Origin of the sequence: Marinobacter santoriniensis NKSG1, assembly GCF_000347775.1 — a bacterium.
Classification (GTDB): Bacteria; Pseudomonadota; Gammaproteobacteria; order Pseudomonadales; family Oleiphilaceae; genus Marinobacter; species Marinobacter santoriniensis.
The window spans coordinates 1-23,687 of record NZ_APAT01000021.1; the positions used below are offsets into that span (position 1 = coordinate 1).

The window sequence follows — 23,687 nt, forward strand, 5'->3', positions numbered from 1 at the left end:
GCCGTAGCGGGGTTTTTCAGAGACTCGTACGTCAGGCAGCCGGACGCAGGGAATAGGCCCTCAGGTGGGCGGCGAATTCCTCCAGGTAGCGAATACCGCTGGCTTCCGCTTCCTTGCACCAGTCCATCAGTGCTTGCAGCTTGTCCTGCGGCTTCAGACCACGCTGGCGCCAGAGCGCCTGAAGCTCATGGCTCTTCTCGTAGATCTGACGGAGGATGGCGTTGCGCTCCAGCACCGTCTCCAGATGCTCTTTCTCACGCGGTTTGATCAGCGTAATTTCCCGGGACAAAAGCTGCTTGAGCTTGCGATACCGGGGACGGATCTCGTCATCCATCAGAGACTTCTGCTGGCGCAATACCGGCTCCATGACGCGCTTGCGATACTGCCGCATGATGTCAAAGCGGTTATTGGCAATCGCCTGTACCGTTTCCACGTCCACTTCCTGCTTGCCCGGCACATAGTGGGCAATGGGCCGATAGCCCTTGGGTTTGGCCAGGCGCAACAGCTGGAAGAGGCGGATGTAGCCCCAGCCGATATCCACTTCATACCAGCGACGGGACAGTTTCGAGGAATTCGGATAGGTGTGATGATTGTTGTGCAGCTCTTCGCCACCAATCAGGATACCGATCGGGGAAATATTGCGGGCGTTATCCGCACACTCGAAGTTCCGGTAGCCAAAATAGTGACCGATGCCGTTCACCACACCGGCTGCCCAGACCGGGATCCACATCATCTGCACCGCCCAGATCCAGATGCCGTGAACACCGAACAACAACAGGTTGATCACCGCCAGCAAGGTAATCCCAAGGGTCTTGTGCGGGGTATAGACGTTTCTCTCGATCCAGTCCTCGGGAGTCCGCTGACCATAACGCTGCAGGGTTTCCGGCGTAGCAGACTGTGCATACAGCTCTGCCCCTTCCAGCAATACTTTACGGACGCCGAGCACCACAGGGCTGTGCGGGTCTTCTTCGGTTTCACATTTCGCATGGTGCTTGCGATGGATGGCCGTCCACTCCTTGGTGTTCTGGGCCGTGGTCAACCAGAGCCAGAACCGGAAGAAGTGCGCGAGGGCCGGGTGCAGGTCCAGGGAGTTGTGGGCCGAATGCCTGTGGAGATAGAGCGTCACGCTGACGATCGTGACATGGGTGAGCGCCAGGGTGACCAGAATCAGCTGGGGCACCGACAGGTCAAGGAGACCGTTGAACCACATAAATTTTCCTCAAATTCAAATCTGCGGCCTGAAGCCGTTCGGCGGGCGATGAGTCCGGGGGATTCGCAAACACTCGAAGGGAACAAACCAATAGTGACACTTTAGCGTACAGCTGTTCGCCGCAACAACTGCATTTGGCCGTTATTTTGTTACTGATTACACTTATTGGCCTCAAAAAGTAACGACCTTACCAGGCCCGACCGGAGATCCTACGTGCCCGAATTACCCGAAGTTGAAACCACCCGCCAGGGTATTGCGCCGCACTGCGAGGGCCGAACGGTTACCCGGGTGACCGTAAGGAATCCGAAACTCCGCTGGCCGGTGCCAGACGATCTCGCGGCACGCCTTGAAGGACAGACCATCCGCGCGGTGGACCGGCGTGCGAAATACATGTTCCTGGTGTTCGACCGGGGCACCGTCATCGTTCACCTCGGGATGTCCGGGAGCCTCCGGGTGATTACGGACAATACCCCCCCGCTCACCCACGATCACATTGACCTTGTCCTCGATTCCGGCATCACCCTTCGCTTCAACGATCCACGCCGGTTCGGCTGCTGGCTGTGGACCGACGCTCCCCTCACCCATCCACTGATTGCCCATCTGGGGCCCGAACCGCTGTCCGGAGACTTCAACGGCCCACTGCTCTTCCGTCTGTCGCGCGGGAAGCAGACACCGGTGAAATCGTTCCTGATGGATAATCGAGTGGTGGTGGGCGTCGGCAACATTTACGCCAATGAGGCGCTGTTCAAGGCCGGCATCCATCCCCGACGCAAGGCAGGCCGGATCAGTCTGGACCGCTACCACCGACTGGCGGAGGCGGTACGTGAAACCCTCAGCGCCGCCATTCTGATGGGGGGCACCACCCTGAGGGACTTCGTGAACAGCGACGGCAAACCGGGCTACTTCGCCCAGTCCCTGCTTGTTTATGGGCGTGGCGGCGAGTCCTGCAAGCACTGCGGTTCACCGCTCAAGGAGATCCGGATGAATAACCGTTCAACGGTCTATTGCCCGAAGTGCCAGCGCTAGACCTCACACAATGCACACTTTGCAACGAAAAATCGTTTGAAAATGCGCAAATATGATTCATAGTTAACAGAGGATTAATGCTTTCGGTCTAGAATAGGGGTGTGCTTTAAGTGGCGGGCCCGCTGATCGATATTGCCAGATCGAAGCAAACAGGGCCGACAAGTTCAGGAGACAGTACAATGACCCGCAAGATTTACCGCACATTCATGGCCACAGTGGCAGCCTGCCTGATGGGCTTTTCTTCCATGGGTTACGCTCAGGCCGTCGACGAGACGCCGTCCGCACTGGCCATGACCGGAGACGCCCTGTTCGTCCGTCCCGCACTGTTGGCCACCACCATCATCGGAAGTGCGGTATACCTGGTGTCCCTGCCCTTCTCGGCATTGGGCGGTAACGCCGGTGAAGCCGGCGAAGTCCTGGTGGTCGGGCCGGCAAAAGCGACGTTCGTTCGCTGTCTGGGCTGCACCCGGACAGGACGCAAAGAAGATACGGTCAAACAGACGGACAACTGATCCGCGAAATCCGTACTATTCCGGCTTGCCTCTGCAAGCCATCTTGGGCAGCCTGAAGAAAATTTCTTCAGGCTGTTTTGGTATGGTGAACTGGTCCCTGGTTGAGACGGTGTTCCTGGATATGGATGGAACCCTCCTCGATCTGCACTTCGACAATCATTTCTGGCTCGAGCATTTGCCCAAACGGTACGCCGAGCACTTCGATCTGAATCCCGGGGATGCGAGGGATTCCCTCATCCCGATGATCATGGCCGAGCGCGGCTCGCTCAACTGGTATTGCACAGATTACTGGAGCGAGAAGCTGTCGGTGGATATCACCGCCCTGAAAGCCGAAGTGGGCGACCGTATCGGGTATCGCCCTCATGTGACAACCTTTCTCGATGCCCTCCGGACCGCCGGATTGCGTTCAGTCATCGTGACCAACTGCCATCCCGACCCATTGGCGCTGAAAATCCAGCGCACCGGACTGGACCGTCATGTCGACGCCATCGTCTCCAGTCATGAGCTGGGACGCCCCAAGGAGGATCCGGTGTTCTGGCAGGATCTCCAGTCAAGAACGCCCTATGAGGCGCCCCGGACCCTGATGGTGGATGACAGCTTCCCGGTACTGGAAAGCGCACTCGACGCCGGCATTGGTCAGTGTCTGGCCATACTGTCCCCTGATAGCCAACAGCCGGCCCGCGAAGGGCACCCGGACATTCCCGGGATCCATCACTTTGACGAAGTGCTGCCCTCACTCCGGCAGCGATCCCCCCTGCCATCCGGTCGTTGAGCCGGTTATAATCTGACCATACGCTCATCAGGTGAGGAGACATGACGGCGAACAACGCTGACGAACAGAAGGTAAGGTTGGACAAGTGGCTCTGGGCCGCCCGGTTCTACAAAACCCGCTCCCTGGCGAAGGAAGCGATCGAAGGCGGAAAGGTGCACTACAACAGCCAGCGCACCAAGCCGGGCAAACTTGTGGAAACCGGCGCCAAACTGACCCTGCGCTTGGGCTGGCAGGAAAAGGTGGTGATTATTGACGGCATCAGCGACCGCCGCCGCGGCGCTCCGGAAGCCCAGACGCTTTACCACGAAACCGAGGACAGCGTAAAACGTCGTGAGGACCTTGCCTGGCAGCGCAAGACCATGCAGGCAGCCCAGCTGCCACCCGCCCGACGCCCTAACAAGAAAGACCGCCGTGACATCCGGCGTTTCCGCGAGCAACAGGGCATCTGAGCCTGCGCGGCCGCATCACACACCCGTTATCCCGATTCCAGCAGTCAAATTCCAGGAGACAGATCATGGCATCCCGCGACCAGTTTCAACGATTTATATTCGAGCATAGCCAGGTGCGGGGTGCCTGGGTCCAGCTCGGCGAGAGCTACCGGGAGATCGGCAGTCAGGCCCCTTACCCCGACTCGGTTCGCCAGTTGCTCGGGGAGTCCCTGGTGGCCAGCGTGCTGATGAGCTCCTCACTGAAGTTCGAAGGAACGCTCTCCCTGCAGGCACAGGGCGAAGGCCCGGTTCGCACCCTGATGGCCGAATGCAGCCATGACCGTTATATCCGCGGATTGGCCCGCTTCGACGAACACTCCATGGCGGAAGAATCGTTTGAGGCTCTGCTGGGCGAAGGCCGGATGGCCATCACCATCACACCGGACAAGGGGCAGCGCTATCAGGGCGTGGTCCCCCGGGAAGAGAGCAGCCTCGCTGGCTGCCTGGAAGACTACTTCGACCGGTCCGAGCAAATTGCCACCAGCCTGTTCCTGTTTGCCGACGACAACTGCGCCGCCGGCCTTATGCTGCAGCGCCTTCCGGGGCACACCGAGGAAGACGACGACCTCTGGGAGCGCGTCAACCACCTCGCCCGCACCGTGGAAGCCGGCGAATTACTGGAACTGGACAGCACCACGCTGCTGTACCGGCTGTTCAACGAGGAAACCGTTCGCCTGTTTGACAGCGAACCGGTCGCGTTCCGTTGCAGCTGTTCCCGCGAGCGCACCGAAAAGGCGCTGGAAGCGATCGGCAAAGACGAGTGCTACAGCATCCTGGAGGAACAGGGTTCCATCGAGATGGACTGTCAGTTCTGTCATGCTCACTATCGCTTCGATAGAAATGACATTGATCACCTTTTCACCGGCCATACGCTACACTGAACACTCACAAAACATGCCTGAAACCCACGCCTGGCGCGGCTTTCAGGGCAGTCGTTTTTTATCGGCGTCTCTGGCATAATAGCGCGCCTGAATTGACCCGATTGCTCAGTTTTCCGTCAATTTCAAGGGGGGACGGCCTGGGCAATCACGAAGACATCCCGAGGGCGAGGTCGAAGTGAGCAACACTTATAATGATCTGAGTACAGCACGACTGGTCGAGCTGGCACTGGCACGTAACGAAGGCCAGCTGGCCAGCAACGGTTCACTGGTGGTGAAGACCGGTGATCGTACAGGTCGGTCCCCCATGGACCGTTTCATTGTCGAGGAGCCCAGCACCTCCGACGATATCCACTGGGGTCCGATCAACCGCCCATTCGACGCCGACAAGTTCGACGCCCTCTGGGACCGGGTAGAAGCCTACATTGCCGAGAAGGACCAGTTCGTCGCTCACGTGCACGTCGGTTCCGACCCGGAGCATTACCTGCCCGTGAAGATGACCACAGAAACCGCCTGGCAAAACCTGTTTGGCCAGAACCTGTTCATTCGTCCGGACACCTACAACGCGGCGGACAAACAGGAATGGCAGATTCTCAACGCCGCCAACTTCGAGTGCGACCCGGCGCGTGACGGCACCAACTCCGACGGCTGTGTCATCATCAACTTTGCCAAGCGCAAGGTTCTGATCGCAGGCATGCACTACGCCGGAGAGATGAAGAAAGCCATGTTCTCGGTACAGAATTTCCTGCTGCCCGAGAAAGACGTTCTGCCGATGCACTGCTCGGCCAACGTCAGTGAGACCGGCGAGACCTGCCTGTTCTTTGGCCTGTCCGGCACCGGTAAGACCACCCTGTCTGCCGATCCGCACCGATTCCTCATCGGTGACGACGAGCACGGCTGGGGCCCGGGCACCGTCTTCAACATCGAAGGCGGCTGCTATGCCAAGTGCATCGACCTGAGCCGCAAGAACGAGCCCATTATCTGGGACGCCATCCGGTTCGGCGCTATCGTCGAGAACGTGGTCATTGACGAAGACACCCGAGTGCCGGACTACACGGACGTCTCCCTGACCGAAAACTCCCGTTGTGCCTATCCGCTCGAGCACGTCGAGAAGCGCGTGATTGAGAACCGGGCGGGCGAGCCCTCCCACATCGTCTTCCTGACCTGCGACATGACCGGCGTCCTGCCCCCCGTGTCCATCCTGAACCCGGAAGCGGCGGCCTATCACTTCCTGAGCGGTTACACCGCGCTGGTTGGTTCCACCGAAATGGGCTCCTCCTCGAAACTGAAATCCACCTTCTCCACCTGCTTCGGGGCACCGTTCTTCCCGCGGCCGGCCGGTGTTTACGCCGAGCTTCTGATGAAGCGCATGGCTGAGTTCGGCAGCAAGGTCTTCCTGGTGAATACCGGGTGGACCGGCGGTCCCTACGGCGAAGGCACACGTTTCAGCATTCCAACAACGCGCGCCATTATTGCCGCGATCCAGAATGGCGACCTGGACGATGCTGAAACCGAGCATCTGGATACCCTGAACCTGGATATCCCCAAACACGTTCCGGGCGTCGATACCCAACTGCTCAATCCTCGTCAAACCTGGGTGAGCGCTGACTACTATGACGGCAAGGCCCAGGAACTGATCAGTCAGTTCGTGGAGAACTTCAAGAAGTTCGACGTGCCTGACGCCATCGTTGAGGCTGGACCGAAGCTGAAGTAAGTTTCAGGTCGAAAAAAGGCGCCCTGCTCACGCACGGCGCTTTTTTTATGGGTGCTTCGCCACACCCTGTGAAGCCCGCCACCAACTCGCATTCATTCGGCTTTGCACTTATCGCGAGAAAGGCGACAATCAGACTCTCAGTCCTCCGGAACGACACACAGATGAAGCAAATGCTCAGAAAACTCTTCGCACCGATACTCCGGCCTCTGGAATCCGGGGAGATTGGGCCCAGCTACAAACCCTCCCACCGCACCATTCTGAAAGCAGTCGGGGCACTCTTCCTGGTGCTCTCCATGCTGTCGCTCGCCGCTCTGATCTATACCGGCCAATCAGGGGCACTGATTCCGGTGGTGGTTTTCCTTGGTATTGGTGGAGTGTCCCTGATCGTCGGCACACTGGGGTCGGATGTGGCTGTATCCAAAATATGGGGAAACCGTTAGGGCATACAAGCGCCCTGCGACAACACAGGGCGCCACCGAGTCACACGCCCACAATCTGGGATCTCAGCCCATATAGCGCATACAAGACTTCCTCCTGCTCCCTCTGACCAACGTCATTCTTGTCCAGTGCGAGCAGCGCATCGTCCAGAACGGCCATGAACTCCGCCGGAGAGATATTCATGCCACGGTGAGCTGACACCATATCCTTGCCCTGATAGGCATCGGATGAGCCTCCCGTTGCGGTCACAAAAAAAGTGGCCGCCGCATGCTTGACCTTTGGCAGATCAACGTCGGCAAACCGGACGCCGATCAGCTTGTTTGCGGCATGGTTATCAACCACATCATTGGCAATCTGCGTGATGCCCTCCACACCCCCGAGTCGATTGAATAATGATTCCGTCATGATGCCCTCCTTGCGCGTTTTGCGCTTCGACCCATCAAATACTAGCATTGTTAATAGATAGGACTACTACACAATCTGTAGTCTTTCCTGTCCTCCGACTCCGCCAGACAGGGAGGATCTGCAATGCTCGGCTATGGCCAATTCTGTCCCCTTGCCCAATCCACCCAGCTTCTGTGCGAACGATGGACACTGCTCGTCGTCCGGGAGCTGATCGCAGGGAGCACTCGGTTTTCGGAACTCCAGCGGGGCTTGCCGTTGATCTCACCCACCATGCTCTCACGAAGACTGAAGACCCTTGAGCGGGCAGGCGTGATCCAAACCAGTGTTGCGCAGGGGCATTCCGTTTATGAACTCAGCGAGGCCGGCCGGGAGCTTCGGCCGATCGTGGAACTGCTGGGCGCATGGGGGCACCGGTGGGCCAGATCTGATCTCAGCGAGGGTGATCTGGATGCGGGGCTGCTCATGTGGGACATGCGCCGGAGCATTAACCCTGACGTTTTCCGAAATCGGCAAGTCGTGGTGGAGTTTGAATACCCGGATGCTCCGAAAGGCGCCCGGGATTGGTGGCTGGTCGCTCGGGAAGGCGACATCGACCTTTGCCTGCACGATCCGGGCTACGAGGTCGACCTTGTTGTGCGCAGCTCCCTGAGGGCCATGACCCGGGTCTGGATCTGTGAACAGACGCTCAACGAGGCCATACGATCAGGGGAAATCAGGGTTCTGGGAAATCCCGAGCTCGCCCGCAGGCTTCAGGACTGGCTCACCGCCAGCCCACTGTCAAAGCTTGGAACCAGACCGGCGCCCGAGGTGGTCTGGAAATCAACTGATCAGGCGTAAAAGATCAGCGGTACAAACGCTACGACCAGCAGGGACAGACCCATCGCAATCAGGGGCATGATGATGCGCTCATGGCGCTGGTAGAAGGTACCGGTCTCCTGTTGCGCGGCCAGTATCTCCGCCTCGCCAACCACTTGTCGGGCCAACAGATGGTTCAGCGCCACCGGCGGACTGAGATAACCGAGTTCGAACGCCACCAGCGTCACCATCCAGAAATGGATCGGATCGATACCGCTGGAGTAGGCGATATTGGCAACCGTCGCAGTTACCAGAATGACCGCGCCAAAGGCATCCATGATCATGCCGAGCACCACCAGGATCGCCACCATCAAAAGCATCGCCGACCAGGGACTGTCGAAGGCCTGGGGAACACTCTGCATGATGTGTGATCGCTCGATCACACCGCCAATGCTGACCGACAGGCCAAGCAGCAGCAGGAGTGCTCCGATCTCGGCAGTGGTGTCATTGGTCGCGCCACGCACACTTCGCTCAAGCCCCTGATGGTGGAGTTCGCCGGACACTCGGCTACGATCTTTTTTCAGACTGACGTGTTCATAGACCAGGATCGCCAGCAGGATCACCGGCAGCAGGCGGGGCGCCGAAAATTCATCCATTTTGACGTCGAGTGCGATGCGATAGAACAACACCACCCCGGCAATCACCAGCACGTAGGGGATCAGGGGCCGAACAGCCTGCAGCATCGCCGGGAAAGCCTCCGCCGCCGGCGCCAGATCGAACTGGCTGCGGCGGTTCACCGTCATCGCCACCAGGATGAACAGACTCGATGTCAGCACGAAGACCCAGATGCCCCAGCCAAACAGTTCGTCGGTGGTGACCTCGCGATTGAGGTAGGCAATCACAACCACCAGCAGACAGGGACGGAGCACCACTCCAAGGGACCCGGACATCGCGGTCGCAGCCAGCGCCAGTTGACGACGGGCACCGGCCGCCCGCAGCTCGCTGTAGATCACGGCGCCGGCGGCGATTACGAAAATCCCCGAAGCACCGGTATAGGCCGTCGGAACGGCCGCCACCAGAACGGCAACCACCGCCAGCATTTCCGGCGGCAGACGCCAGGGCCGGAACACATTGAACACAAGGGTGGCGAGGCGGGTCTGCTTCAACATCATCCCGACCCAGACGTACAGGCCGACGTTCAGGAACATGTCCGCCAGCTCCATCATCTTGCCCAGGTAAATGCCGATGCCCGACGCATGGCCGATCAGGGCGAAATAGGTGCCAGAGATGAGGCACATGCCGGAATATAACGGGACCGCCAGGAAGGCCTTGTTCAGGGTACCGCCCTCCTTGAGAAACTCGGGCACCCGAATCAGGCGGTACAGACTGGCCAGGGTGAGGCAGGCAAAACCCACGATCCACAGGTCATGCAGCAGAAGCTCAGCGCTCGAAACCGAGGTTTCTGCACCCAGGCTGGATTGCCGGAAAATCGCACTGGACCCCAGCAGCATGGCGTTGGCAATGGTCTGAATGGTGTAGGAAACCGTGTAATCCAGCCGGGTTTCCATGGCGCGCATGGCAATGTGGTGGCGGGTCAGAGTGGCCGTGACCGCACAGAGCATCACCAGGATCACCAGAATATACCGCTGGGAGGACAGGCCAAACGCAATGGCATCGGCCACGAACAGTTCCACGGCGCGGTAGGCCCGAACCGCCGGCGTCAGCTGGTCTTTCAGAAGCTCATAGGTCTGGTGGGCTTGCTGGCAATTGGCGACCGAGCGTTCGATGGCGGTGCGGACCTCAGCCGGGTCCTTCTTTTCAGCACCAAGCAGCGCGGCCATGGGATCGTCATCGGCTGGCGCTTTGGCCATTTCAGCGGCAACCGCCGCATCAATGTTCCGGGCCGGATCGCAGGTGGGTGCGACCGGATCCATACGAAGCTTGTAGTATCCGCTCCAGATGGCCTCCCCGGCCTGGAGCATCCGGTTATGGATATCGCTGCTGGTGGAGAACAGCACCACCGCCAGCAATAGCAGGCAGGCCGGCAGGGAGGAAAACCATTCCATGCCCGTTCGGCGAAACCCCGCCCCCTGCATCAATGCGTCTCCCGAGGTGGTGTTCATCTACAGCAGATCGTCCAGACTCATGGTTTCCACGTCTTCCTTCTGGTCGTCCCAGAAAGAGCCCAGTTGACCGAGCGGCGTCCGGTGCCCGGTGTTTTCCATCCAGAGCTGATCGGAGATCGCGACAATCATGTTGTTTGCCATGGCATCCACGAAACGCCAGTCCGGGTTGGGTTCGTCTTCGTCCAGGGATTTGGCATGCTCACGAATCACGTCCTTGACCATGGCCATATCCCCCTTGTTCAGCGCAGCAATGGCGTGAAACACATGGGGCAACCGAACGCCGGCCTCTTCGCCCTGCTTGTCGGCAATGGCAAGCCGCTCGAATGCGTCTTCACCCTGAGGTTTGGAGCCGGGAATCATGGCCCAGACGGTGGCTCTCAGCGCCATCGGCGCCCCCCACCATTTCTCATTGCTCAGACAGCCGGTGGCACGGGCCACAATCGAACCGATGTTGGTCGGCACGCCAATCGAGGACGTGGACTGGATCTGGGCGTTCAGGGCTTGCAGCCCGGAGAGCAGGCCCGCCATGTAGATGAATTCGTCCATATCATCATCGAAATCCGGACATTCTCCGGAGCCGACATCGCCGTAATACGCCTTGTGGTGTTTCCAGGCACTGAAATAGCGCTGCGCCGCCACCGCATAGGCCCGCTTTTCGCGGATCATGGCATCTTCCGCCTCACCCGCATTCATGGCATTCATCGCCGCCAGGCTCTCCAGTCCATACTCACGGGCCTGCTCCTCGGCGCATCCGCCGGCCGACAGATACAGAGTAACCGCCAACTGATCCGGTTCCGTGGTCACTCGCCCGAACGACATCAGAAGGGGGGCCGTTGCCTTGCTCATGGAGCACCCCATGGCGACATCATCGGATTGCATCAGGTAGGGCACCGTGTGATTCCGTGAAAACCCCTGCATCACGTCGCCGGTGGTCTTGTAGACCATGTGATTGACGACGCCGCATCCACTCAGTAGCAGCCCGCCGATCACCGCACACAAAAGCCGTAAGGTGCTGGCGTGCGTCGTCCGGGAAGGACGGAAGGAAAACCGGTTTGGGATCATGATTCCTGTACCTTTCTCTTCTTGTTCTGATGTCTTCGTGGCTCAGGCGCCCGCGCATCCTGTAACAAACTGTAACCGGCGCATTATGCCCAACAACGACGCCCGTTTATGCGACCAGCCCCTCAAATGGCGATAACAACCGGCTGCGGCATCGCGTCCGGGGTTTGCACATTCCCGGCCAAACCGCTATAGAAAAGGGGCGACAACGACAATAAAAGGAGTATTCGATGCGCAAACCTGAACTCGCCGCTGCCATTGCAGACCAGACCGGCCTGAGCCGGGACAAGGCCAGTGAAGTCATCACAGCCTTTACCGATCAGGTGTCGGCTGCGGCCGCCCGGGGTGAGGACATAACCCTGATAGGATTTGGCACGTTCAACATCCGTTCCCGAGAGGCTCGCAGTGGCCGCAATCCACAAACTGGCGCAGCGATTCAGATCCCTGCCAGCAAAACCGTCGGGTTCAAACCCGGCAAAGCTCTCAAGGATGCCATCGGCTGACCGGCCGGGCCCGTCCTGAGACGGGCCCTCCTGTCACGACGAGGCACACTCCGCCCGGCTGCCGTCCACCCGGCACCGAATTGCCTTCATCAGCTTGATCGCCCGCGGGTCATACACGCCGTCATCCAGCAGCGACAGGCGTACCTGCCGCAGCATTTTGTTGTATTCCGAGATGTCTTCCTGGGGCAGGTTCATCCAGACGTCCTTCGGGATGTCGGCCTCGGCTTTGCTGATGATGCCGTAAGCCTGATCCAGACGTTTGATCGACTCGTCACGAACCATCTGGCCGGCATCATCCGGGAAGCGGTCCCGGTGAATAATCACCTGGAAATTCATGTAGGCCAGTGCGTACTTGAAGATACCGCCGTTGGGCGTCACGCCCTTGTACAGCTCCAGCGGTTCGTAGGCGACGGCCGGTGCGTAGGCGAGATCGACGCTGCCATTGTTGAACTTGCCGGCAAAATTGGCGGAGTTGGAGCCGACCACGGAGGCGCCTACATGGCGAACCATGCGAACCGATGCCGTATCGTAGTCCAGCGTCGCGATCCGTTTGCCCTGCAATTTTTCCACGGTGTCGATGGATCGATCACGGGTGTAGAGATAGATGGCACCCGCCGGGAACAAGCCAGCGACCTCGTAGGGACCGTCCACCAGGAAGGGGCGGGCCTTGGGTTGGCTGAGGGTGTTATAGAGCAGTCGCATCTCCTGCTCTCCGGGCACAGCACCCATGGCCTCGAGGCTTCCGGTGAATTTGTTGAATTCACGGGCCCGGGTTCCGGTTAACAGTACAGCGTCACACTGGCCGGCCTTGAAGTCCTCGGCCGCCACCTTTTCATCGGTGTAGGCACTTAGATCCAGTTTGATGCCGTGTTTCAGCGCGACTGGCTGGAACGTCTTGGTGATCGCAAACAGCGGGCCGTTGGCACCGACCGGGTCAAAGACACAGAAACTGCGTTCCAGAACCTTGCCCTGAGCCTGGGCCAGAGAGGGAAGAAAGAGACTGCTGAGCAGAAGGGCCGCGACAGCCCTCCATTGCAAGCGTTTTGCAGATTTCACGGGATGACTCCTGAATTATTATTCTCGGGCCCCGGAACCTCCTGATGTTCCGGCACGGCCACGCTTTCCTTGTCCGACCTTAGGTCGACGGCCATAAGGATACGTTGGCACCAGTGCCTGCCATCAAGGTCTTTTCGGCAAAACGGGAACAAACTGTGATGGTGTCGACAGAGGCGGTACCACCCCTGCCGCATTTCTGCTATCAGACGGGCAGCGACTCCCAGGCTTTCCGGCCCTCCACCAGGGTCAGCCGAACGACACCCGGCAGATTCCGGTTTTCAACCGGCACATGGCGTCCAGCGGACACCAGCGTGCGCTCGTCGGCCTGCCAGGTCGCGGAGGGATCGAACAGACAGAGATCCGCCAGTTCGCCTTCGGCAATAGCCGCGCTTCGATCAATCACAGAGGCCGGGCCCGAAGTCAGTGCGCGGATCAGTTCCGGCAGCGTCAGCTCATCCCGATTCACCAGTTCCAGCCCCAGAGACAGCACACTTTCGATACTGGACAACCCCGGCTCGGTCGCGGCCAGGGGCGCCTGTTTCGCGGCCGAATCATGCGGCTGATGCTGGCTTACAATCGCATCGATCGTACCGTTTCGCACGCCCCCGATCAGAGCCAGCCGGTCGGCTTCTGAACGCAGGGGAGGACGGACATGGAAACGACCATCAAAGCCCGCCAGCGCTTCCTCGGTAAACACCAGCTGATGCATGGCCACATCGGCCGTCACCTGGATACCCCGCTGCCGGGCTTCGGCCAGCATCTCGACACTGCGCGCGCAGGAGAGCTGGCTCAGGTGCAATCGAACGCCGGTTTCCTCGGCCAGGAGCAGCAACTCCATAACGGCCGCGGTTTCGGCAACTTCCGGTATGCCCAGAAGTCCGAGTCGCGAGGTGACCAGACCGTCGTGGGCATAGCCGTCTGCAGCCAGCGACTGATTCTCCGGATTGAACATCACCGTCAATCCGAAGGTCTGGGCATAGGCCATGCAACGGCGGAGAATCCGGGCGTTACGGACACCGCGGGAGCCATTACCCACCGCAATACAACCGGCGTTCTTAAGCCCCGCCATATCGCTGAGCAAGTCGCCTTCAAGGCCACGGGTAATGGCGCCGATGGGCAACACCCGCACCACGGCCCGACTGGCCGCCCCGTCTCGGATCAGGTGGGTGACGGCGCCGGAGTCGTTGACCGGCGATGTTTCCGGAGACGCACACACGGTGGTAAAGCCGCCGTGGGCGGCTGCCCGGCTTTCGGACGCAATGTTGCCTTTCTGCCCGTTTCCCGGTTCCCGCAGGTTGCAGCACAAATCCACCAGACCCGGTGCCAGAACCCAGCCATCGGCCTGGATCACTTCGTCCGCCTGAACGTCCCGGGCCTTGGCGCCCAGTGCTGCAATCCGGCCGTCGCGGATCAACAGTCCATCGTTGATACTGTCCCGGCCCTGGCCATCCACCAGACGCCCACCGGTCACCAGAATACTGCCGGTGGAAGCATTGACGGAGTTGTTCATGCCTGCGCCCTCTCACTCTGTTGCATCTGCCTGTCCGACACCTGACCTCCCATCGCCATGGACATGACCGCCATCCGCACCGCAATGCCATTGGTGACCTGATTGAGAATGACCGACTGTGGTCCGTCGGCCACCGCCGATTCGATCTCCACACCCCGGTTGATCGGCCCAGGGTGCATCACGATGCACTCCGGGTGGGCCAGCGCCAGCTTTTCACGGTTGAGGCCGTACAGTCGGTAGAATTCGCGTTCGCTGGGCAACAGGGCCCCTTCCATCCGCTCCTTCTGCAACCGCAACATGATCACCACATCCAGATCCTTCATGCCCCGAACCATGTCGTACTCCACCGTGCAGCCGAGGCTCTCCACATCCTTGGGCAGGAGCGTACCCGGAGCAATCACACGGACTTCCGCTGCGCCCAGTTCGTTCAGGGCGCGAATCTGTGACCGCGCGACCCTCGAATGGAGAACGTCCCCGACAATGGCCACCCGCAGTCCCTCGAAAGTGCCCTTGTGCTGGCGAATGGTGAGCATGTCCAGCATGGCCTGGGTCGGATGGGCGTGGCGACCGTCGCCGGCGTTAATGATGGCGACACCGGGCGTCACACTCTCGGCGATAAAGTGCGGCGCACCGCTCTGAGAATGGCGCACCACAAACATGTCGCTGGCCATTGCTTCGAGATTCAGCAGGGTATCGGACAGCGATTCACCCTTGGACGTGGCGGAGGTACTGATATCCAGGTTCAGCACGTCGGCCGACAGCCGCTTCGCCGCCAGCTCGAACGTGCTGCGGGTACGGGTACTGGATTCGAAGAACAGATTGACCACGGTTCGGCCCCGCAGCAACGGGACTTTCTTGATGGTGCGTTCGCCAACCTCGATGAAGGAATCGGCAGTATCGAGAATGTCCGTCAGCAGTGAACGGTCCAGGCCGTCCAGAGTCAGGAAGTGCCGCAACTGACCATCCCGGGTCAGCTGCAAGTGGTTCGGGGAGCGGTCGTTTGCGGTCATGGGTCGCCTGTATGCTGTGTTACGGTTCGAAGTCGAGGGTCAGTGTCCGGTTTCCTGGAGCTCGATGCGCAGGGGATCGGGGCCCCGCAATTTCACCCGCTGATTGGCATCCAGTTCCAGCGTGCGACCGGTGACATCGGGCTGAATTGGCAACTCCCGGGCACCAAGGTCGATCAGGGTGGCCAGTATGATGCTGGCGGGCCGGCCATAGTCGAAAATTTCATTCATGGCGGCCCGGATGGTACGACCACTCATGATAACGTCGTCAATCAGCAGGATGTCCCGGCTCTCGGTATCGAAGGGAAGGCTGGAAGGTTTTACCCGGGGATTCAGACCGATCCGGCTGAAGTCGTCCCGATAGAACGAAATGTCCAGTTCGCCGATCGGCCCCTCGATGCCAAGGCGCTTGGCGAGCACATCAGCAAGCCAGACACCGCCTGTGCGGATCCCGATTACGACCGGGTCTGTCACCTGTCGATCCTCGATCATCCGGCGGAGTCCGTTTTCCAGCTGGTCCAGCAACTGGTTAATATCAAGCTGTGCGGTCATTACGCCCTCGCAGTGTGCTATGGCCGGTTTCAGGTTTGAGCGGCGCCATTATCCTGTTCCCGGAACCAGGTTTCCAGAATCAATACCGCCGCGCGGTCATCAACGCCATGCCGCCCAAAGTCCCGACTGCCTCCGGCCGCCAGAACCTCACCCTTGGCCTCGAAACTGGTCAGGCGCTCATCCACCATCTCGACCGGGAAATGGAAGCGACCATGAATCCGTTTGCCGAATTTGCGGGCCCGGGCGCACATCTCATTCTCGGAGTCATCCATGTTCAGGGGCAGCCCCACCAGAACCAGATCCGGCTGCCATTCCTGCAGGAGCCTTTCGACAACGGTCCAGTCAGGAATACCATCACGGGCGGGGATCATCGCCACTGGTTCACCACGACCCAGCATTTCCTGGCCCGCAGCGACGCCAATCCGGCGGGTACCGTAATCAAAGGCCAGAACCCGACGCTGCCCGCGGTCAGGCATGCCCCACCGACTCCGTGAGCTGATTGAGATCGATCCCCAGAAGCTTCAGGACGGCCTTGTAACGCTCTTCCGCCGGAGTGCGAAAAAGAATCTCGGTGTTTGCCGGGCACGTCAGCCAGGCATTGCTGCCCAGCTCCTCTTCAAGCTGCCCCTCACCCCAGCCGGAATACCCGAGCACGACCAGAAATTCCTCTGGCCCGGTACCACGTCCGATATCAGAGAGAATGTCGCGGGAGGTCGTCAGGAACACGTCCTCATTCACACTGGCGGTGTTCTGCCAGCTCGAACCTGGAGGATGGAGCACGAACCCTCGCTCCTGCTCCACAGGACCACCATTGAAAACCGGCAGATCGAGCTCGCTCCCGTCCATATCCAGCTGCTCCAGGATTTCACCCAGAGTGATCTCGAGGGGCTGGTTGATCATCAGGCCAAGGGCCCCGTCATCGGAGTGTTCACAAAGGTATATAACCCCGCCGTGGAAGCGGGGGTCGGCCAGCCATGGCGATGCCACCAGAAAATGGTGCCGCAGGCTGTTGGGAGATTCCTTGGTTGCCGTCATCCGGATGTCAGCCCCCGTTTCTGGAAGGACCAGGTTCGAATGATTTCCAGCTCATCCACGTCATCGGCCATATCCTCGGGGAACGGCGCGAACGGAGCCGCCATGCGGACGATCCGGATGGCGGCGTCATCCAGCACTCGACTGCCGGACGACTGGAGGATGGCCACTTCCTTGATTGTGCCATCTTTCTTGAGAGAAACCAGCATTCGGAGGGTACCGTAGATACCGGCCTGCCGGGCTTCCGTCGGGTAATTGATGTTGCCAACCCGCGTCACCTTGCTGATCCAGTTCTGTACGTACCAGGCGTTAGTGGACTTGAGCGTCGAAGCCGCTGTCACCCGCATCACCCTCGGCTTTCTCGCATACGCCCGCTGCTGCGCATCAAACCGCGCCTCCAGAGAGGCAATCTCCAGGCTCCGCTCCATCAGGCTTTTCTTTTTCTTGACCGGCAGATCCTCCGGCTTTGATGTCTGATCCGGGGGCGCCACCTTGCGATCGGACTGGCCAGTGGTCTGCACCACACGCTGCTGCTGGCGTTTTACCGGTTCGGTCTGCGCCGGCGGTTCGGGCTGGACCTGAGCCGGTTCCGGTTGACTGACTTCTGCCGGTTGAGGCGTGGTCATTTCCTGGGGCTTGTCTTCCGTCCCGCTGCCCTTCTGGTTGGTCTGGGCCAGGAAATCCGCCTTGTCCGGCGCCTTCTCGTCATCGAACTGGGACAGGGTGATTTCCATGGTCTGCGCGGACTTGCTGGGCGGCTCCGGCGCAAAGGTAATACCCAGCACAATAACGGCGTGCACGGCCAACGCCATGAACAGGGTGAAGGAAAACCGGTCAAAATCGCTTACCTGAACTGCCATTCCTGATCCTGTCGTTGGCCCTGCATTTGCCTCATTCCGTCGGTTACGCCTGCTTGAGGCGCTTTTCAATTGCGTCCATCAACAGGCCCGCGATATCAATGCCGAACGCCGTATCCAGTTCACGGATACAGGTGGGGCTGGTGACGTTGATTTCAGTCAGATAATCACCGATGACATCCAGGCCCACAAACATCAGCCCCTTGGCCTTGATCACCGGCGCCACACGGGCACAGATTTCCCGGTCCCGGGCGGTCAGCTCCCGACCTTCACCACGACCACCCGCTGCCAGGTTACCGCGATTCTCTCCCTGCGAAGGAATACGGGCAAGAGCGTAGGGCACCGGCTCGCCTTCGATCAGCAGAATGCGCTTGTCACCGTCGGTGATTTCGGGAATGTACTTCTGGGCCATGGCCTGATGAGTGCCATAGTTGGTCAGGGTTTCAATGATGACACCGAGGTTGAAGTCGTTTTCCCTCACCCGGAAGATCGAGTGGCCGCCCATGCCGTCCACCGGCTTCATGATAATGTCACCATGCTCGGCGTAAAAGTCACGGAACCGTTGAGCGGAGCGGCTGACCAGCAGCGGCGGCGTCAGGTCCTCAAACTGGGCTGCGAACAGCTTTTCATTGCAGTCCCGGAGTGTCGCCGCTGGATTCACCACCAGAGCACCCTGCTGTTCCGCCGCTTCCAGAATGTAGGTCGCCATCAGGAACTCTCGATCAACCGGCGGATCCTTGCGCATCAGGATCACATCGAGATCGCCGAGCGCCCGCTCCTGGCTGCCCCCGAAACTGAACCAGTTCTCCGGGTCCATGTGGACCGTCAGATCCCGGGTATGGGCCATTGCCCGGCCGCCGTCCAGATACATGTCCGGCAGCTCCATGTACTCCAGTTCCCAGCCGCGCTTCTGGGCCGCCAGCAACATGGCCAGTGAACTGTCTTTCTTGAAATGGATATCTTCAATGGGATCCATCACGATCCCGACTCGGACTGTCATAGTGTCTGTTCAGCTCCTGGACGTTGAAAACACGAACCGGTCAACAGAGCGGACCGGGCGGAAAGTGCTATGCTGAGACGACAGATGGTATTGTACCCGAGCCACGAATGCATCCGGAGATATCCTCAGGCAAATACGTGACGCTGCAGGCACAAGTACATTTGGTCACAAACAAATACTTTTTATATCGCCATTGATATTCTATAACTGATCGGGGTTTATAGAAGAACCTGTAGGTTTGTGATACAAACCCCTGTTCGAAAACAAGACAGTCGCTGAGCGCAAGGCAGTTGGACAATGGATGACAACTTCGAGAATCTGAAGATCATGGTGATCGACGACAGCAAAACCATCCGTCGCACCGCAGAAACACTCCTCAAGAAAGTGGGTTGTGAAGTCATCACAGCCACCGACGGCTTTGACGCTCTGGCCAAAATTGCCGATTCCCAGCCGGACATCATTTTTGTCGATATCATGATGCCCCGCCTGGACGGCTACCAGACCTGCGCACTTATCAAGAACAATTCCTCTTTCAAAAAGACGCCGGTTATTATGCTCTCCAGCAAGGATGGTCTGTTCGACAAGGCGAAAGGCCGCATCGTCGGCTCGGACCAGTACCTGACCAAACCCTTCAGCAAGGATGAGCTGCTCAACACTATCCGCCAGTATGTCCCCCAGGCGGAACAGTAAACCTGCTGAGACCAAGAACCATCGAGGAAAACATGGCCCGCATTCTGATTGTTGATGATTCCCCTACCGAGGTTAAGAAAATCTCCACCATTCTGGAAAAGCACCAACACGAAGTGCTGACCGCCGACAACGGTGCAGATGGTGTCGCCAAGGCCCGCGCTGAAACGCCGGACCTGGTACTCATGGACGTGGTCATGCCTGGCCTGAACGGCTTCCAGGCGACCCGCCAACTGACCCGGGCACCGGAAACCGCTTCGATCCCCGTCGTCATCGTGACCACCAAGGACCAGGAAACCGACCGTGTATGGGGAACCCGTCAGGGCGCCAAGGGTTACCTGGTCAAGCCGGTTAACGAAGACGATCTGATCAAGACCATCAACAGCCTGATCGCCTGATCCCCAACCTTGGAGTACGCATGTCCGCCCAGGCCGCCCCTTTCGCCGTTCTGACGGATATCGCCCAGCGCAGCCGGAGCATGGCCGCCGGCCTGCCTGAACAGCAGGAGGCCGTTGCGCTATGGAACGGTATCGGTTTTATCCTGTCGGGTGAACGTTACGTGGCTCCCATGGGTGAAGTCACCGAAATCCTCCACGTTCCCCGCTTCACCCACATTCCGGGTGTTCGTCCATTTCTGCTGGGGGCCGCCAATGTGCGCGGTCGCCTGCTCCCTCTGGTCGACCTTGCCGGATTTTTCGACATCCCCCGATCATCCCGCAGTCAGCGGGAGCGTCGTGTGCTGGTGGTTGAGCAGGGTGACGTATTCAGCGGACTGGTGGTCGACAGCGTATTGGGGATGCAATATTTCGCATCCGACAGTTTCCGGGATGCCCCCGAGGGCGTCCCGGACAGCGTTCGTCCGTTCGTGAACGGCGGCTACGAACGCAATGAAGAAGTCTGGAAGGTATTTTCGGCCGCAGATCTTGTGGCCGACGAACGCTTTCTGGACGTCGCACAGTGGTAAGGGTGGTGACACTGGCAGGAACATCACCCTGACCGTCTGAAGCCCGCAAAAACAAACTTGCCAATTTTTGAAAAGGCCGGGAGCCAGAACATGAAAAACAGAGCCGGAAGACTCAGTCTGGGACAGGGAGGCAACAAGCTGATTGCCGGCCTGATCGCCGCACTGATCGCACTTACCGTCCTGCTCGTTGTAGTGCTGTTCATCATCAATCGCGACAGCCAGAACGACCAGCGATACATCGCCCACACCGCGGAACTGCGGGTACTTTCCCAGGCCATCGCGAAAAACGCGACCGAGGCCGCGGGTGGTACCGCATCAGCATTCGACCAGCTGCGCAGCTCCCGTGATCAGTTCCAGAAACTCTGGACCTACGTCACCGAGGGCAACCCCGAATCCGGCCTGCCTCCCAGCGACCTGGCTCAACAGAGTGGCGTTCAGAAAACCTGGGACGCCGTCCGTGAAAACGCGGACAAGGTGCTTTCAACCCAGGAAGCCGTACTCGGCCTGCATGAAGTGGCCCAGACGCTGAACGAAAACATCCCGCAGCTCCAGGTCGAGTACGACGATATCGTACAGATCCTGCTCGACAACAACGCGCCGGCGGAGCAGGTTGCCCTGGCACAGCGCCAGTCGCTGCTCGCTGAACGTATCGTGCGCTCGGTCAACAACGTTCTGTCCGGCGACGAAGACGCGGTCATCGCCGCCGACCGTTTCGGACGCGACGCCAACCTGTTTGGCCGGGTACTGGATGGCCAGCTCAATGGCAATGAAGCCATGGGGATCTCCAAGGTAACCGACGAAGACGCCATCTACGGTCTCGAGGCGGTACAGGAACTTTTCCAGTTCGTCTCCCAGAACGTAGACGCCATCCTTGAAGCTTCTCCCGACCTCTTCAAGGTACGCACGGCCGCCAGTGGCATCTTCGACAACTCCGAGCTCCTGCTGTCTGAACTCTCCACCCTGGCGGACCAGTTCCGGAACCAGTCCGGCTCCCGTCTGATCAGCCCGACCCTGGCCTTTGTCATTCTGGCCGCCATGGTCGCGATTGTTGTGTTCATCGGTCTCGCCCTCTATCGCGAAGCCCAGGCGCGCCTGGCAACCACCCAGGAACAGAACGAGCAGAACCAGAACGCGATCCTGCGACTGCTGGACGAACTGGCCGACCTCGCGGACGGTGACCTGACGACCGAGGCAACGGTAACCGAGGACTTCACCGGTGCCATCGCCGACTCCATCAACTACGCGATCGACCAGATGCGCGGGCTGGTACAGGCGATTCGTGGTACCGCCGTGCGGGTAGCGTCAGCGGCCCAGGAAACCCAGGCCACAGCCATGCACCTGGCGGATGCTTCCGAGCACCAGGCCCAGGAAATTGCCGGCGCCTCCGCCGCCGTGAACGAGATGGCCGTGTCCATCGACCAGGTATCCTCGAACGCTGCTGAATCCTCCGCGGTTGCGGAGCGGTCGGTTGCGATCGCGAAGAAAGGCGCGGAAGTGGTACAGAACACCATCCGCGGCATGGACAACATCCGTGAACAGATCCAGGAAACGTCCAAACGGATCAAGCGTCTGGGTGAATCTTCCCAGGAAATCGGTGACATCGTATCTCTGATCAACGACATCGCCGACCAGACCAACATCCTGTCTCTGAACGCGGCGATTCAGGCCTCCATGGCCGGTGATGCGGGCCGGGGCTTCGCGGTGGTTGCGGACGAAGTTCAGCGACTGGCGGAACGCTCCTCTGCGGCAACCAAGCAGATCGAAGCCCTGGTTAAAACGATCCAGTCGGATACCAACGAGGCGGTTATCTCGATGGAACACACCACCGCCGAGGTGGTCCGTGGTGCCCGTCTGGCCCAGGACGCGGGTATCGCGCTCGAGGAAATCGAGAACGTATCCATGTCTCTGGCGGAACTGATCCAGAACATCTCCAACGCCGCACGTCAGCAGTCGTCTTCCGCGGCCCACATTTCCAACACGATGAACGTTATCCAGGAAATCACCTCCCAGACCTCGTCCGGTACCAACGCAACCGCGAAGTCTATCGGTAACCTGGCGGAAATGGCCTCCGAGCTCCGTTCGTCCGTTGCCGGCTTCACCCTGCCGGAAGAGGACGTGGTCGACGAAGAACAGGAAGAAGACAGCGACGTTCCGGTGGTGGGCTGAGTCGCGGCCCCGGGCAGTTGACGGTTTATGGCGAATACGCATAACAGCCTGTCACCGACCGAAGGTCTCTGGTCACTGCGCCGACTCCCCGATATGGACGAGGCGCAGTTCAACCAGTGGCAGACCCTGCTGGAACATCGCACGGGTATCACGCTGTCCTCGGAACGCCGATCATTCCTGGAAACCAACCTCGGTATCCGGATGAGGGAGATCGGATGCAGCAGCTACCAGGCCTATTACGAAAAGATCGTTTCCGGGCCGGATGCTGTTGTCGAATGGTCGACACTGGTTGATCGGCTGACCGTCCAGGAAACCCGGTTCTTTCGCGATCCCGACGCCTTCCGACTGGTGTCGGATTACGTGATAACACGGCCAAGGGAGCAGCTCAGAAAACGGCCCCTGGAAGCCTGGAGCGTTGGCTGCTCCACTGGCGAGGAGCCCTACACGCTGGCCATGGTCCTGAACGACTGCATGAGTCAGCTTGAACTGCCGCCCCTGTTCGGAGTCACCGGCTCGGATATCAGTAAGCCCGCGATCGACAAGGCGCGTCGCGGACAGTTCAATGCCCGAAAGCTGCTGGGCATGAACGAAGACTTGAAAGAACGGTATTTTCGCCCCTCGGAGCGGAACACCGTCGAGATTGTGGACAACCTTCGGGATCGGGTGTGCTTTACCAGGCTCAACGTGCTGGACCTGGCCGGCGCTCCGATGCACGGAATGAATATTATCTTTTGCCAGAATCTGCTGATCTATTTCCGCCGCTGGCGCCGGCGGGAAATCGTCAAACGACTGGCAGAGCGGCTGGCGCCCGGGGGATTACTGGTGCTGGGCCAGGGTGAGTTGACCGACTGGCAACCACCCGGCCTCCAGCGGGTACCCTCGGAACATGTTCTGGCGTGGATCAAACGCCAGACCGACGAAGAATAACCG

Annotated in this window: 26 protein-coding genes; 14 read left to right on the forward strand and 12 right to left on the reverse strand. The window is 59.5% G+C overall.

Annotation, left to right across the window (positions count from 1 at the left end; translation table 11 throughout):
- Nucleotides 1-31: 31 nt before the first annotated feature.
- Complete coding sequence (locus MSNKSG1_RS13370; protein WP_008939815.1) at nucleotides 32-1,210, reverse strand: DesA family fatty acid desaturase; 1,179 nt, start codon at nucleotides 1,208-1,210, stop codon at nucleotides 32-34.
- A gap of 213 nt (nucleotides 1,211-1,423) precedes the next feature.
- On the opposite strand from MSNKSG1_RS13370, the gene mutM reads away from it, so the two are divergent.
- The 7 genes from mutM (at nucleotide 1,424) to MSNKSG1_RS13405 (ending at nucleotide 7,040) form a co-directional block, all read left to right on the forward strand.
- The gene (mutM, locus tag MSNKSG1_RS13375; RefSeq protein WP_008939816.1) at nucleotides 1,424-2,236 is read left to right on the forward strand and encodes a bifunctional DNA-formamidopyrimidine glycosylase/DNA-(apurinic or apyrimidinic site) lyase; all 813 of its coding nucleotides are present in this window, start codon (nucleotides 1,424-1,426) and stop codon (nucleotides 2,234-2,236) included.
- 179 nt (nucleotides 2,237-2,415) lie between these two features.
- Nucleotides 2,416-2,748: a hypothetical protein gene (locus MSNKSG1_RS13380; protein WP_008939817.1), complete on the forward strand. Its 333-nt coding sequence runs from the start codon at nucleotides 2,416-2,418 to the stop codon at nucleotides 2,746-2,748.
- Between the two features lie 82 nt (nucleotides 2,749-2,830).
- Nucleotides 2,831-3,520, forward strand: a complete 690-nt coding sequence (yrfG, locus tag MSNKSG1_RS13385) for a GMP/IMP nucleotidase (protein WP_008939818.1) — start codon at nucleotides 2,831-2,833, stop codon at nucleotides 3,518-3,520.
- Nucleotides 3,521-3,561: 41 nt separating this feature from the next.
- The gene (hslR, locus tag MSNKSG1_RS13390) at nucleotides 3,562-3,969 is read left to right on the forward strand and encodes a ribosome-associated heat shock protein Hsp15 (protein ID WP_008939819.1); all 408 of its coding nucleotides are present in this window, start codon (nucleotides 3,562-3,564) and stop codon (nucleotides 3,967-3,969) included.
- 65 nt (nucleotides 3,970-4,034) lie between these two features.
- On the forward strand, nucleotides 4,035-4,889 hold the full coding sequence (gene hslO / locus MSNKSG1_RS13395; protein ID WP_008939820.1) for an Hsp33 family molecular chaperone HslO: 855 nt from the start codon (nucleotides 4,035-4,037) through the stop codon (nucleotides 4,887-4,889).
- 175 nt (nucleotides 4,890-5,064) lie between these two features.
- The gene (locus MSNKSG1_RS13400; protein WP_008939821.1) at nucleotides 5,065-6,600 is read left to right on the forward strand and encodes a phosphoenolpyruvate carboxykinase; all 1,536 of its coding nucleotides are present in this window, start codon (nucleotides 5,065-5,067) and stop codon (nucleotides 6,598-6,600) included.
- Between the two features lie 170 nt (nucleotides 6,601-6,770).
- Complete coding sequence (locus MSNKSG1_RS13405; RefSeq protein WP_227498030.1) at nucleotides 6,771-7,040, forward strand: hypothetical protein; 270 nt, start codon at nucleotides 6,771-6,773, stop codon at nucleotides 7,038-7,040.
- A gap of 40 nt (nucleotides 7,041-7,080) precedes the next feature.
- Here MSNKSG1_RS13405 and MSNKSG1_RS13410 read toward each other — a convergent pair whose 3' ends face one another.
- The gene (locus tag MSNKSG1_RS13410; protein ID WP_008939823.1) at nucleotides 7,081-7,443 is read right to left on the reverse strand and encodes a group I truncated hemoglobin; all 363 of its coding nucleotides are present in this window, start codon (nucleotides 7,441-7,443) and stop codon (nucleotides 7,081-7,083) included.
- A gap of 123 nt (nucleotides 7,444-7,566) precedes the next feature.
- On the opposite strand from MSNKSG1_RS13410, the gene MSNKSG1_RS13415 reads away from it, so the two are divergent.
- On the forward strand, nucleotides 7,567-8,280 hold the full coding sequence (locus tag MSNKSG1_RS13415) for a winged helix-turn-helix transcriptional regulator (RefSeq protein ID WP_008939824.1): 714 nt from the start codon (nucleotides 7,567-7,569) through the stop codon (nucleotides 8,278-8,280).
- Here MSNKSG1_RS13415 and MSNKSG1_RS13420 read toward each other — a convergent pair.
- Both MSNKSG1_RS13420 and MSNKSG1_RS13425 read right to left on the reverse strand, forming a co-directional pair.
- On the reverse strand, nucleotides 8,271-10,334 hold the full coding sequence (locus MSNKSG1_RS13420; protein ID WP_008939825.1) for a TRAP transporter large permease subunit: 2,064 nt from the start codon (nucleotides 10,332-10,334) through the stop codon (nucleotides 8,271-8,273). The two genes, MSNKSG1_RS13415 and MSNKSG1_RS13420, sit on opposite strands and share 10 nt — an antisense overlap.
- Nucleotides 10,335-10,361: 27 nt before the next feature.
- Nucleotides 10,362-11,426, reverse strand: coding sequence for a hypothetical protein (locus MSNKSG1_RS13425; RefSeq protein ID WP_008939826.1), 1,065 nt, complete (start codon nucleotides 11,424-11,426; stop codon nucleotides 10,362-10,364).
- Nucleotides 11,427-11,653: 227 nt separating this feature from the next.
- Here MSNKSG1_RS13425 and MSNKSG1_RS13430 point away from each other — a divergent pair, with 227 nt between their 5' ends.
- A complete protein-coding gene (locus tag MSNKSG1_RS13430; RefSeq protein ID WP_008939827.1) occupies nucleotides 11,654-11,926 on the forward strand; it encodes an HU family DNA-binding protein in 273 nt (90 codons plus the stop codon).
- Between the two features lie 33 nt (nucleotides 11,927-11,959).
- On the opposite strand, the gene MSNKSG1_RS13435 is transcribed toward MSNKSG1_RS13430, so the two are convergent.
- The 8 genes from MSNKSG1_RS13435 to gshB all read right to left on the reverse strand — a co-directional run bounded on the left by MSNKSG1_RS13435 (nucleotide 11,960) and on the right by gshB (nucleotide 18,940).
- Nucleotides 11,960-12,982, reverse strand: coding sequence for a putative solute-binding protein (locus MSNKSG1_RS13435; RefSeq protein WP_008939828.1), 1,023 nt, complete (start codon nucleotides 12,980-12,982; stop codon nucleotides 11,960-11,962).
- A gap of 202 nt (nucleotides 12,983-13,184) precedes the next feature.
- The gene (locus MSNKSG1_RS13440; protein ID WP_008939829.1) at nucleotides 13,185-14,492 is read right to left on the reverse strand and encodes a dihydroorotase; all 1,308 of its coding nucleotides are present in this window, start codon (nucleotides 14,490-14,492) and stop codon (nucleotides 13,185-13,187) included.
- Entirely contained in the window at nucleotides 14,489-15,502 is a 1,014-nt protein-coding gene (locus tag MSNKSG1_RS13445) for an aspartate carbamoyltransferase catalytic subunit (protein WP_008939830.1), read from the reverse strand. Before MSNKSG1_RS13445 ends, MSNKSG1_RS13440 begins: the two co-directional genes overlap by 4 nt.
- A gap of 39 nt (nucleotides 15,503-15,541) precedes the next feature.
- Nucleotides 15,542-16,051, reverse strand: coding sequence for a bifunctional pyr operon transcriptional regulator/uracil phosphoribosyltransferase PyrR (pyrR, locus tag MSNKSG1_RS13450; RefSeq protein ID WP_008939831.1), 510 nt, complete (start codon nucleotides 16,049-16,051; stop codon nucleotides 15,542-15,544).
- A gap of 29 nt (nucleotides 16,052-16,080) precedes the next feature.
- Nucleotides 16,081-16,527: a Holliday junction resolvase RuvX gene (ruvX, locus tag MSNKSG1_RS13455; protein WP_008939832.1), complete on the reverse strand. Its 447-nt coding sequence runs from the start codon at nucleotides 16,525-16,527 to the stop codon at nucleotides 16,081-16,083.
- Complete coding sequence (locus tag MSNKSG1_RS13460; RefSeq protein WP_008939833.1) at nucleotides 16,520-17,086, reverse strand: YqgE/AlgH family protein; 567 nt, start codon at nucleotides 17,084-17,086, stop codon at nucleotides 16,520-16,522. The genes ruvX and MSNKSG1_RS13460 overlap by 8 nt, the downstream gene beginning before the upstream one ends.
- Nucleotides 17,083-17,943 carry an energy transducer TonB gene (locus MSNKSG1_RS13465; RefSeq protein WP_008939834.1) on the reverse strand — a complete coding sequence of 287 codons (861 nt, stop codon included), beginning with the start codon at nucleotides 17,941-17,943 and terminating at the stop codon, nucleotides 17,083-17,085. The genes MSNKSG1_RS13460 and MSNKSG1_RS13465 overlap by 4 nt, the downstream gene beginning before the upstream one ends.
- 43 nt (nucleotides 17,944-17,986) lie before the next feature.
- Nucleotides 17,987-18,940, reverse strand: a complete 954-nt coding sequence (gene gshB, locus MSNKSG1_RS13470) for a glutathione synthase (RefSeq protein ID WP_008939835.1) — start codon at nucleotides 18,938-18,940, stop codon at nucleotides 17,987-17,989.
- A gap of 297 nt (nucleotides 18,941-19,237) precedes the next feature.
- On the opposite strand from gshB, the gene pilG reads away from it, so the two are divergent.
- The 5 genes from pilG (at nucleotide 19,238) to MSNKSG1_RS13495 (ending at nucleotide 23,684) form a co-directional block, all read left to right on the forward strand.
- Complete coding sequence (pilG, locus tag MSNKSG1_RS13475; RefSeq protein WP_008175635.1) at nucleotides 19,238-19,630, forward strand: twitching motility response regulator PilG; 393 nt, start codon at nucleotides 19,238-19,240, stop codon at nucleotides 19,628-19,630.
- Between the two features lie 32 nt (nucleotides 19,631-19,662).
- A complete protein-coding gene (pilH, locus tag MSNKSG1_RS13480) occupies nucleotides 19,663-20,025 on the forward strand; it encodes a twitching motility response regulator PilH (RefSeq protein ID WP_008939836.1) in 363 nt (120 codons plus the stop codon).
- Nucleotides 20,026-20,045: 20 nt separating this feature from the next.
- Nucleotides 20,046-20,591, forward strand: coding sequence for a chemotaxis protein CheW (locus MSNKSG1_RS13485; protein WP_008939837.1), 546 nt, complete (start codon nucleotides 20,046-20,048; stop codon nucleotides 20,589-20,591).
- A 90-nt stretch (nucleotides 20,592-20,681) separates the two neighbouring features.
- The gene (locus MSNKSG1_RS13490) at nucleotides 20,682-22,757 is read left to right on the forward strand and encodes a methyl-accepting chemotaxis protein (protein ID WP_008939838.1); all 2,076 of its coding nucleotides are present in this window, start codon (nucleotides 20,682-20,684) and stop codon (nucleotides 22,755-22,757) included.
- A gap of 27 nt (nucleotides 22,758-22,784) precedes the next feature.
- Nucleotides 22,785-23,684, forward strand: coding sequence for a CheR family methyltransferase (locus MSNKSG1_RS13495; RefSeq protein WP_008939839.1), 900 nt, complete (start codon nucleotides 22,785-22,787; stop codon nucleotides 23,682-23,684).
- The last annotated feature ends 3 nt before the right edge of the window (nucleotides 23,685-23,687 follow it).

Excerpts from the sequence above, each read along its gene's own strand:
- MSNKSG1_RS13370 (WP_008939815.1), bottom strand. The coding sequence starts at position 1,210 with ATGTGGTTCAACGGTCTCCTTGACCTGTCGGTGCCCCAGCTGATTCTG.
- MSNKSG1_RS13380 (WP_008939817.1), top strand. The coding sequence starts at position 2,416 with ATGACCCGCAAGATTTACCGCACATTCATGGCCACAGTGGCAGCCTGC.
- yrfG (WP_008939818.1), top strand. The coding sequence starts at position 2,831 with ATGGTGAACTGGTCCCTGGTTGAGACGGTGTTCCTGGATATGGATGGA.
- hslR (WP_008939819.1), top strand. The coding sequence starts at position 3,562 with ATGACGGCGAACAACGCTGACGAACAGAAGGTAAGGTTGGACAAGTGG.
- hslO (WP_008939820.1), top strand. The coding sequence starts at position 4,035 with ATGGCATCCCGCGACCAGTTTCAACGATTTATATTCGAGCATAGCCAG.
- MSNKSG1_RS13405 (WP_227498030.1), top strand. The coding sequence starts at position 6,771 with ATGCTCAGAAAACTCTTCGCACCGATACTCCGGCCTCTGGAATCCGGG.
- MSNKSG1_RS13410 (WP_008939823.1), bottom strand. The coding sequence starts at position 7,443 with ATGACGGAATCATTATTCAATCGACTCGGGGGTGTGGAGGGCATCACG.
- MSNKSG1_RS13415 (WP_008939824.1), top strand. The coding sequence starts at position 7,567 with ATGCTCGGCTATGGCCAATTCTGTCCCCTTGCCCAATCCACCCAGCTT.
- MSNKSG1_RS13420 (WP_008939825.1), bottom strand. The coding sequence starts at position 10,334 with ATGCAGGGGGCGGGGTTTCGCCGAACGGGCATGGAATGGTTTTCCTCC.
- MSNKSG1_RS13425 (WP_008939826.1), bottom strand. The coding sequence starts at position 11,426 with ATGATCCCAAACCGGTTTTCCTTCCGTCCTTCCCGGACGACGCACGCC.
- MSNKSG1_RS13430 (WP_008939827.1), top strand. The coding sequence starts at position 11,654 with ATGCGCAAACCTGAACTCGCCGCTGCCATTGCAGACCAGACCGGCCTG.
- MSNKSG1_RS13440 (WP_008939829.1), bottom strand. The coding sequence starts at position 14,492 with ATGAACAACTCCGTCAATGCTTCCACCGGCAGTATTCTGGTGACCGGT.
- MSNKSG1_RS13445 (WP_008939830.1), bottom strand. The coding sequence starts at position 15,502 with ATGACCGCAAACGACCGCTCCCCGAACCACTTGCAGCTGACCCGGGAT.
- pyrR (WP_008939831.1), bottom strand. The coding sequence starts at position 16,051 with ATGACCGCACAGCTTGATATTAACCAGTTGCTGGACCAGCTGGAAAAC.
- ruvX (WP_008939832.1), bottom strand. The coding sequence starts at position 16,527 with ATGCCTGACCGCGGGCAGCGTCGGGTTCTGGCCTTTGATTACGGTACC.
- MSNKSG1_RS13460 (WP_008939833.1), bottom strand. The coding sequence starts at position 17,086 with ATGACGGCAACCAAGGAATCTCCCAACAGCCTGCGGCACCATTTTCTG.
- MSNKSG1_RS13465 (WP_008939834.1), bottom strand. The coding sequence starts at position 17,943 with ATGGCAGTTCAGGTAAGCGATTTTGACCGGTTTTCCTTCACCCTGTTC.
- gshB (WP_008939835.1), bottom strand. The coding sequence starts at position 18,940 with ATGACAGTCCGAGTCGGGATCGTGATGGATCCCATTGAAGATATCCAT.
- pilG (WP_008175635.1), top strand. The coding sequence starts at position 19,238 with ATGGATGACAACTTCGAGAATCTGAAGATCATGGTGATCGACGACAGC.
- pilH (WP_008939836.1), top strand. The coding sequence starts at position 19,663 with ATGGCCCGCATTCTGATTGTTGATGATTCCCCTACCGAGGTTAAGAAA.
- MSNKSG1_RS13485 (WP_008939837.1), top strand. The coding sequence starts at position 20,046 with ATGTCCGCCCAGGCCGCCCCTTTCGCCGTTCTGACGGATATCGCCCAG.
- MSNKSG1_RS13490 (WP_008939838.1), top strand. The coding sequence starts at position 20,682 with ATGAAAAACAGAGCCGGAAGACTCAGTCTGGGACAGGGAGGCAACAAG.
- MSNKSG1_RS13495 (WP_008939839.1), top strand. The coding sequence starts at position 22,785 with ATGGCGAATACGCATAACAGCCTGTCACCGACCGAAGGTCTCTGGTCA.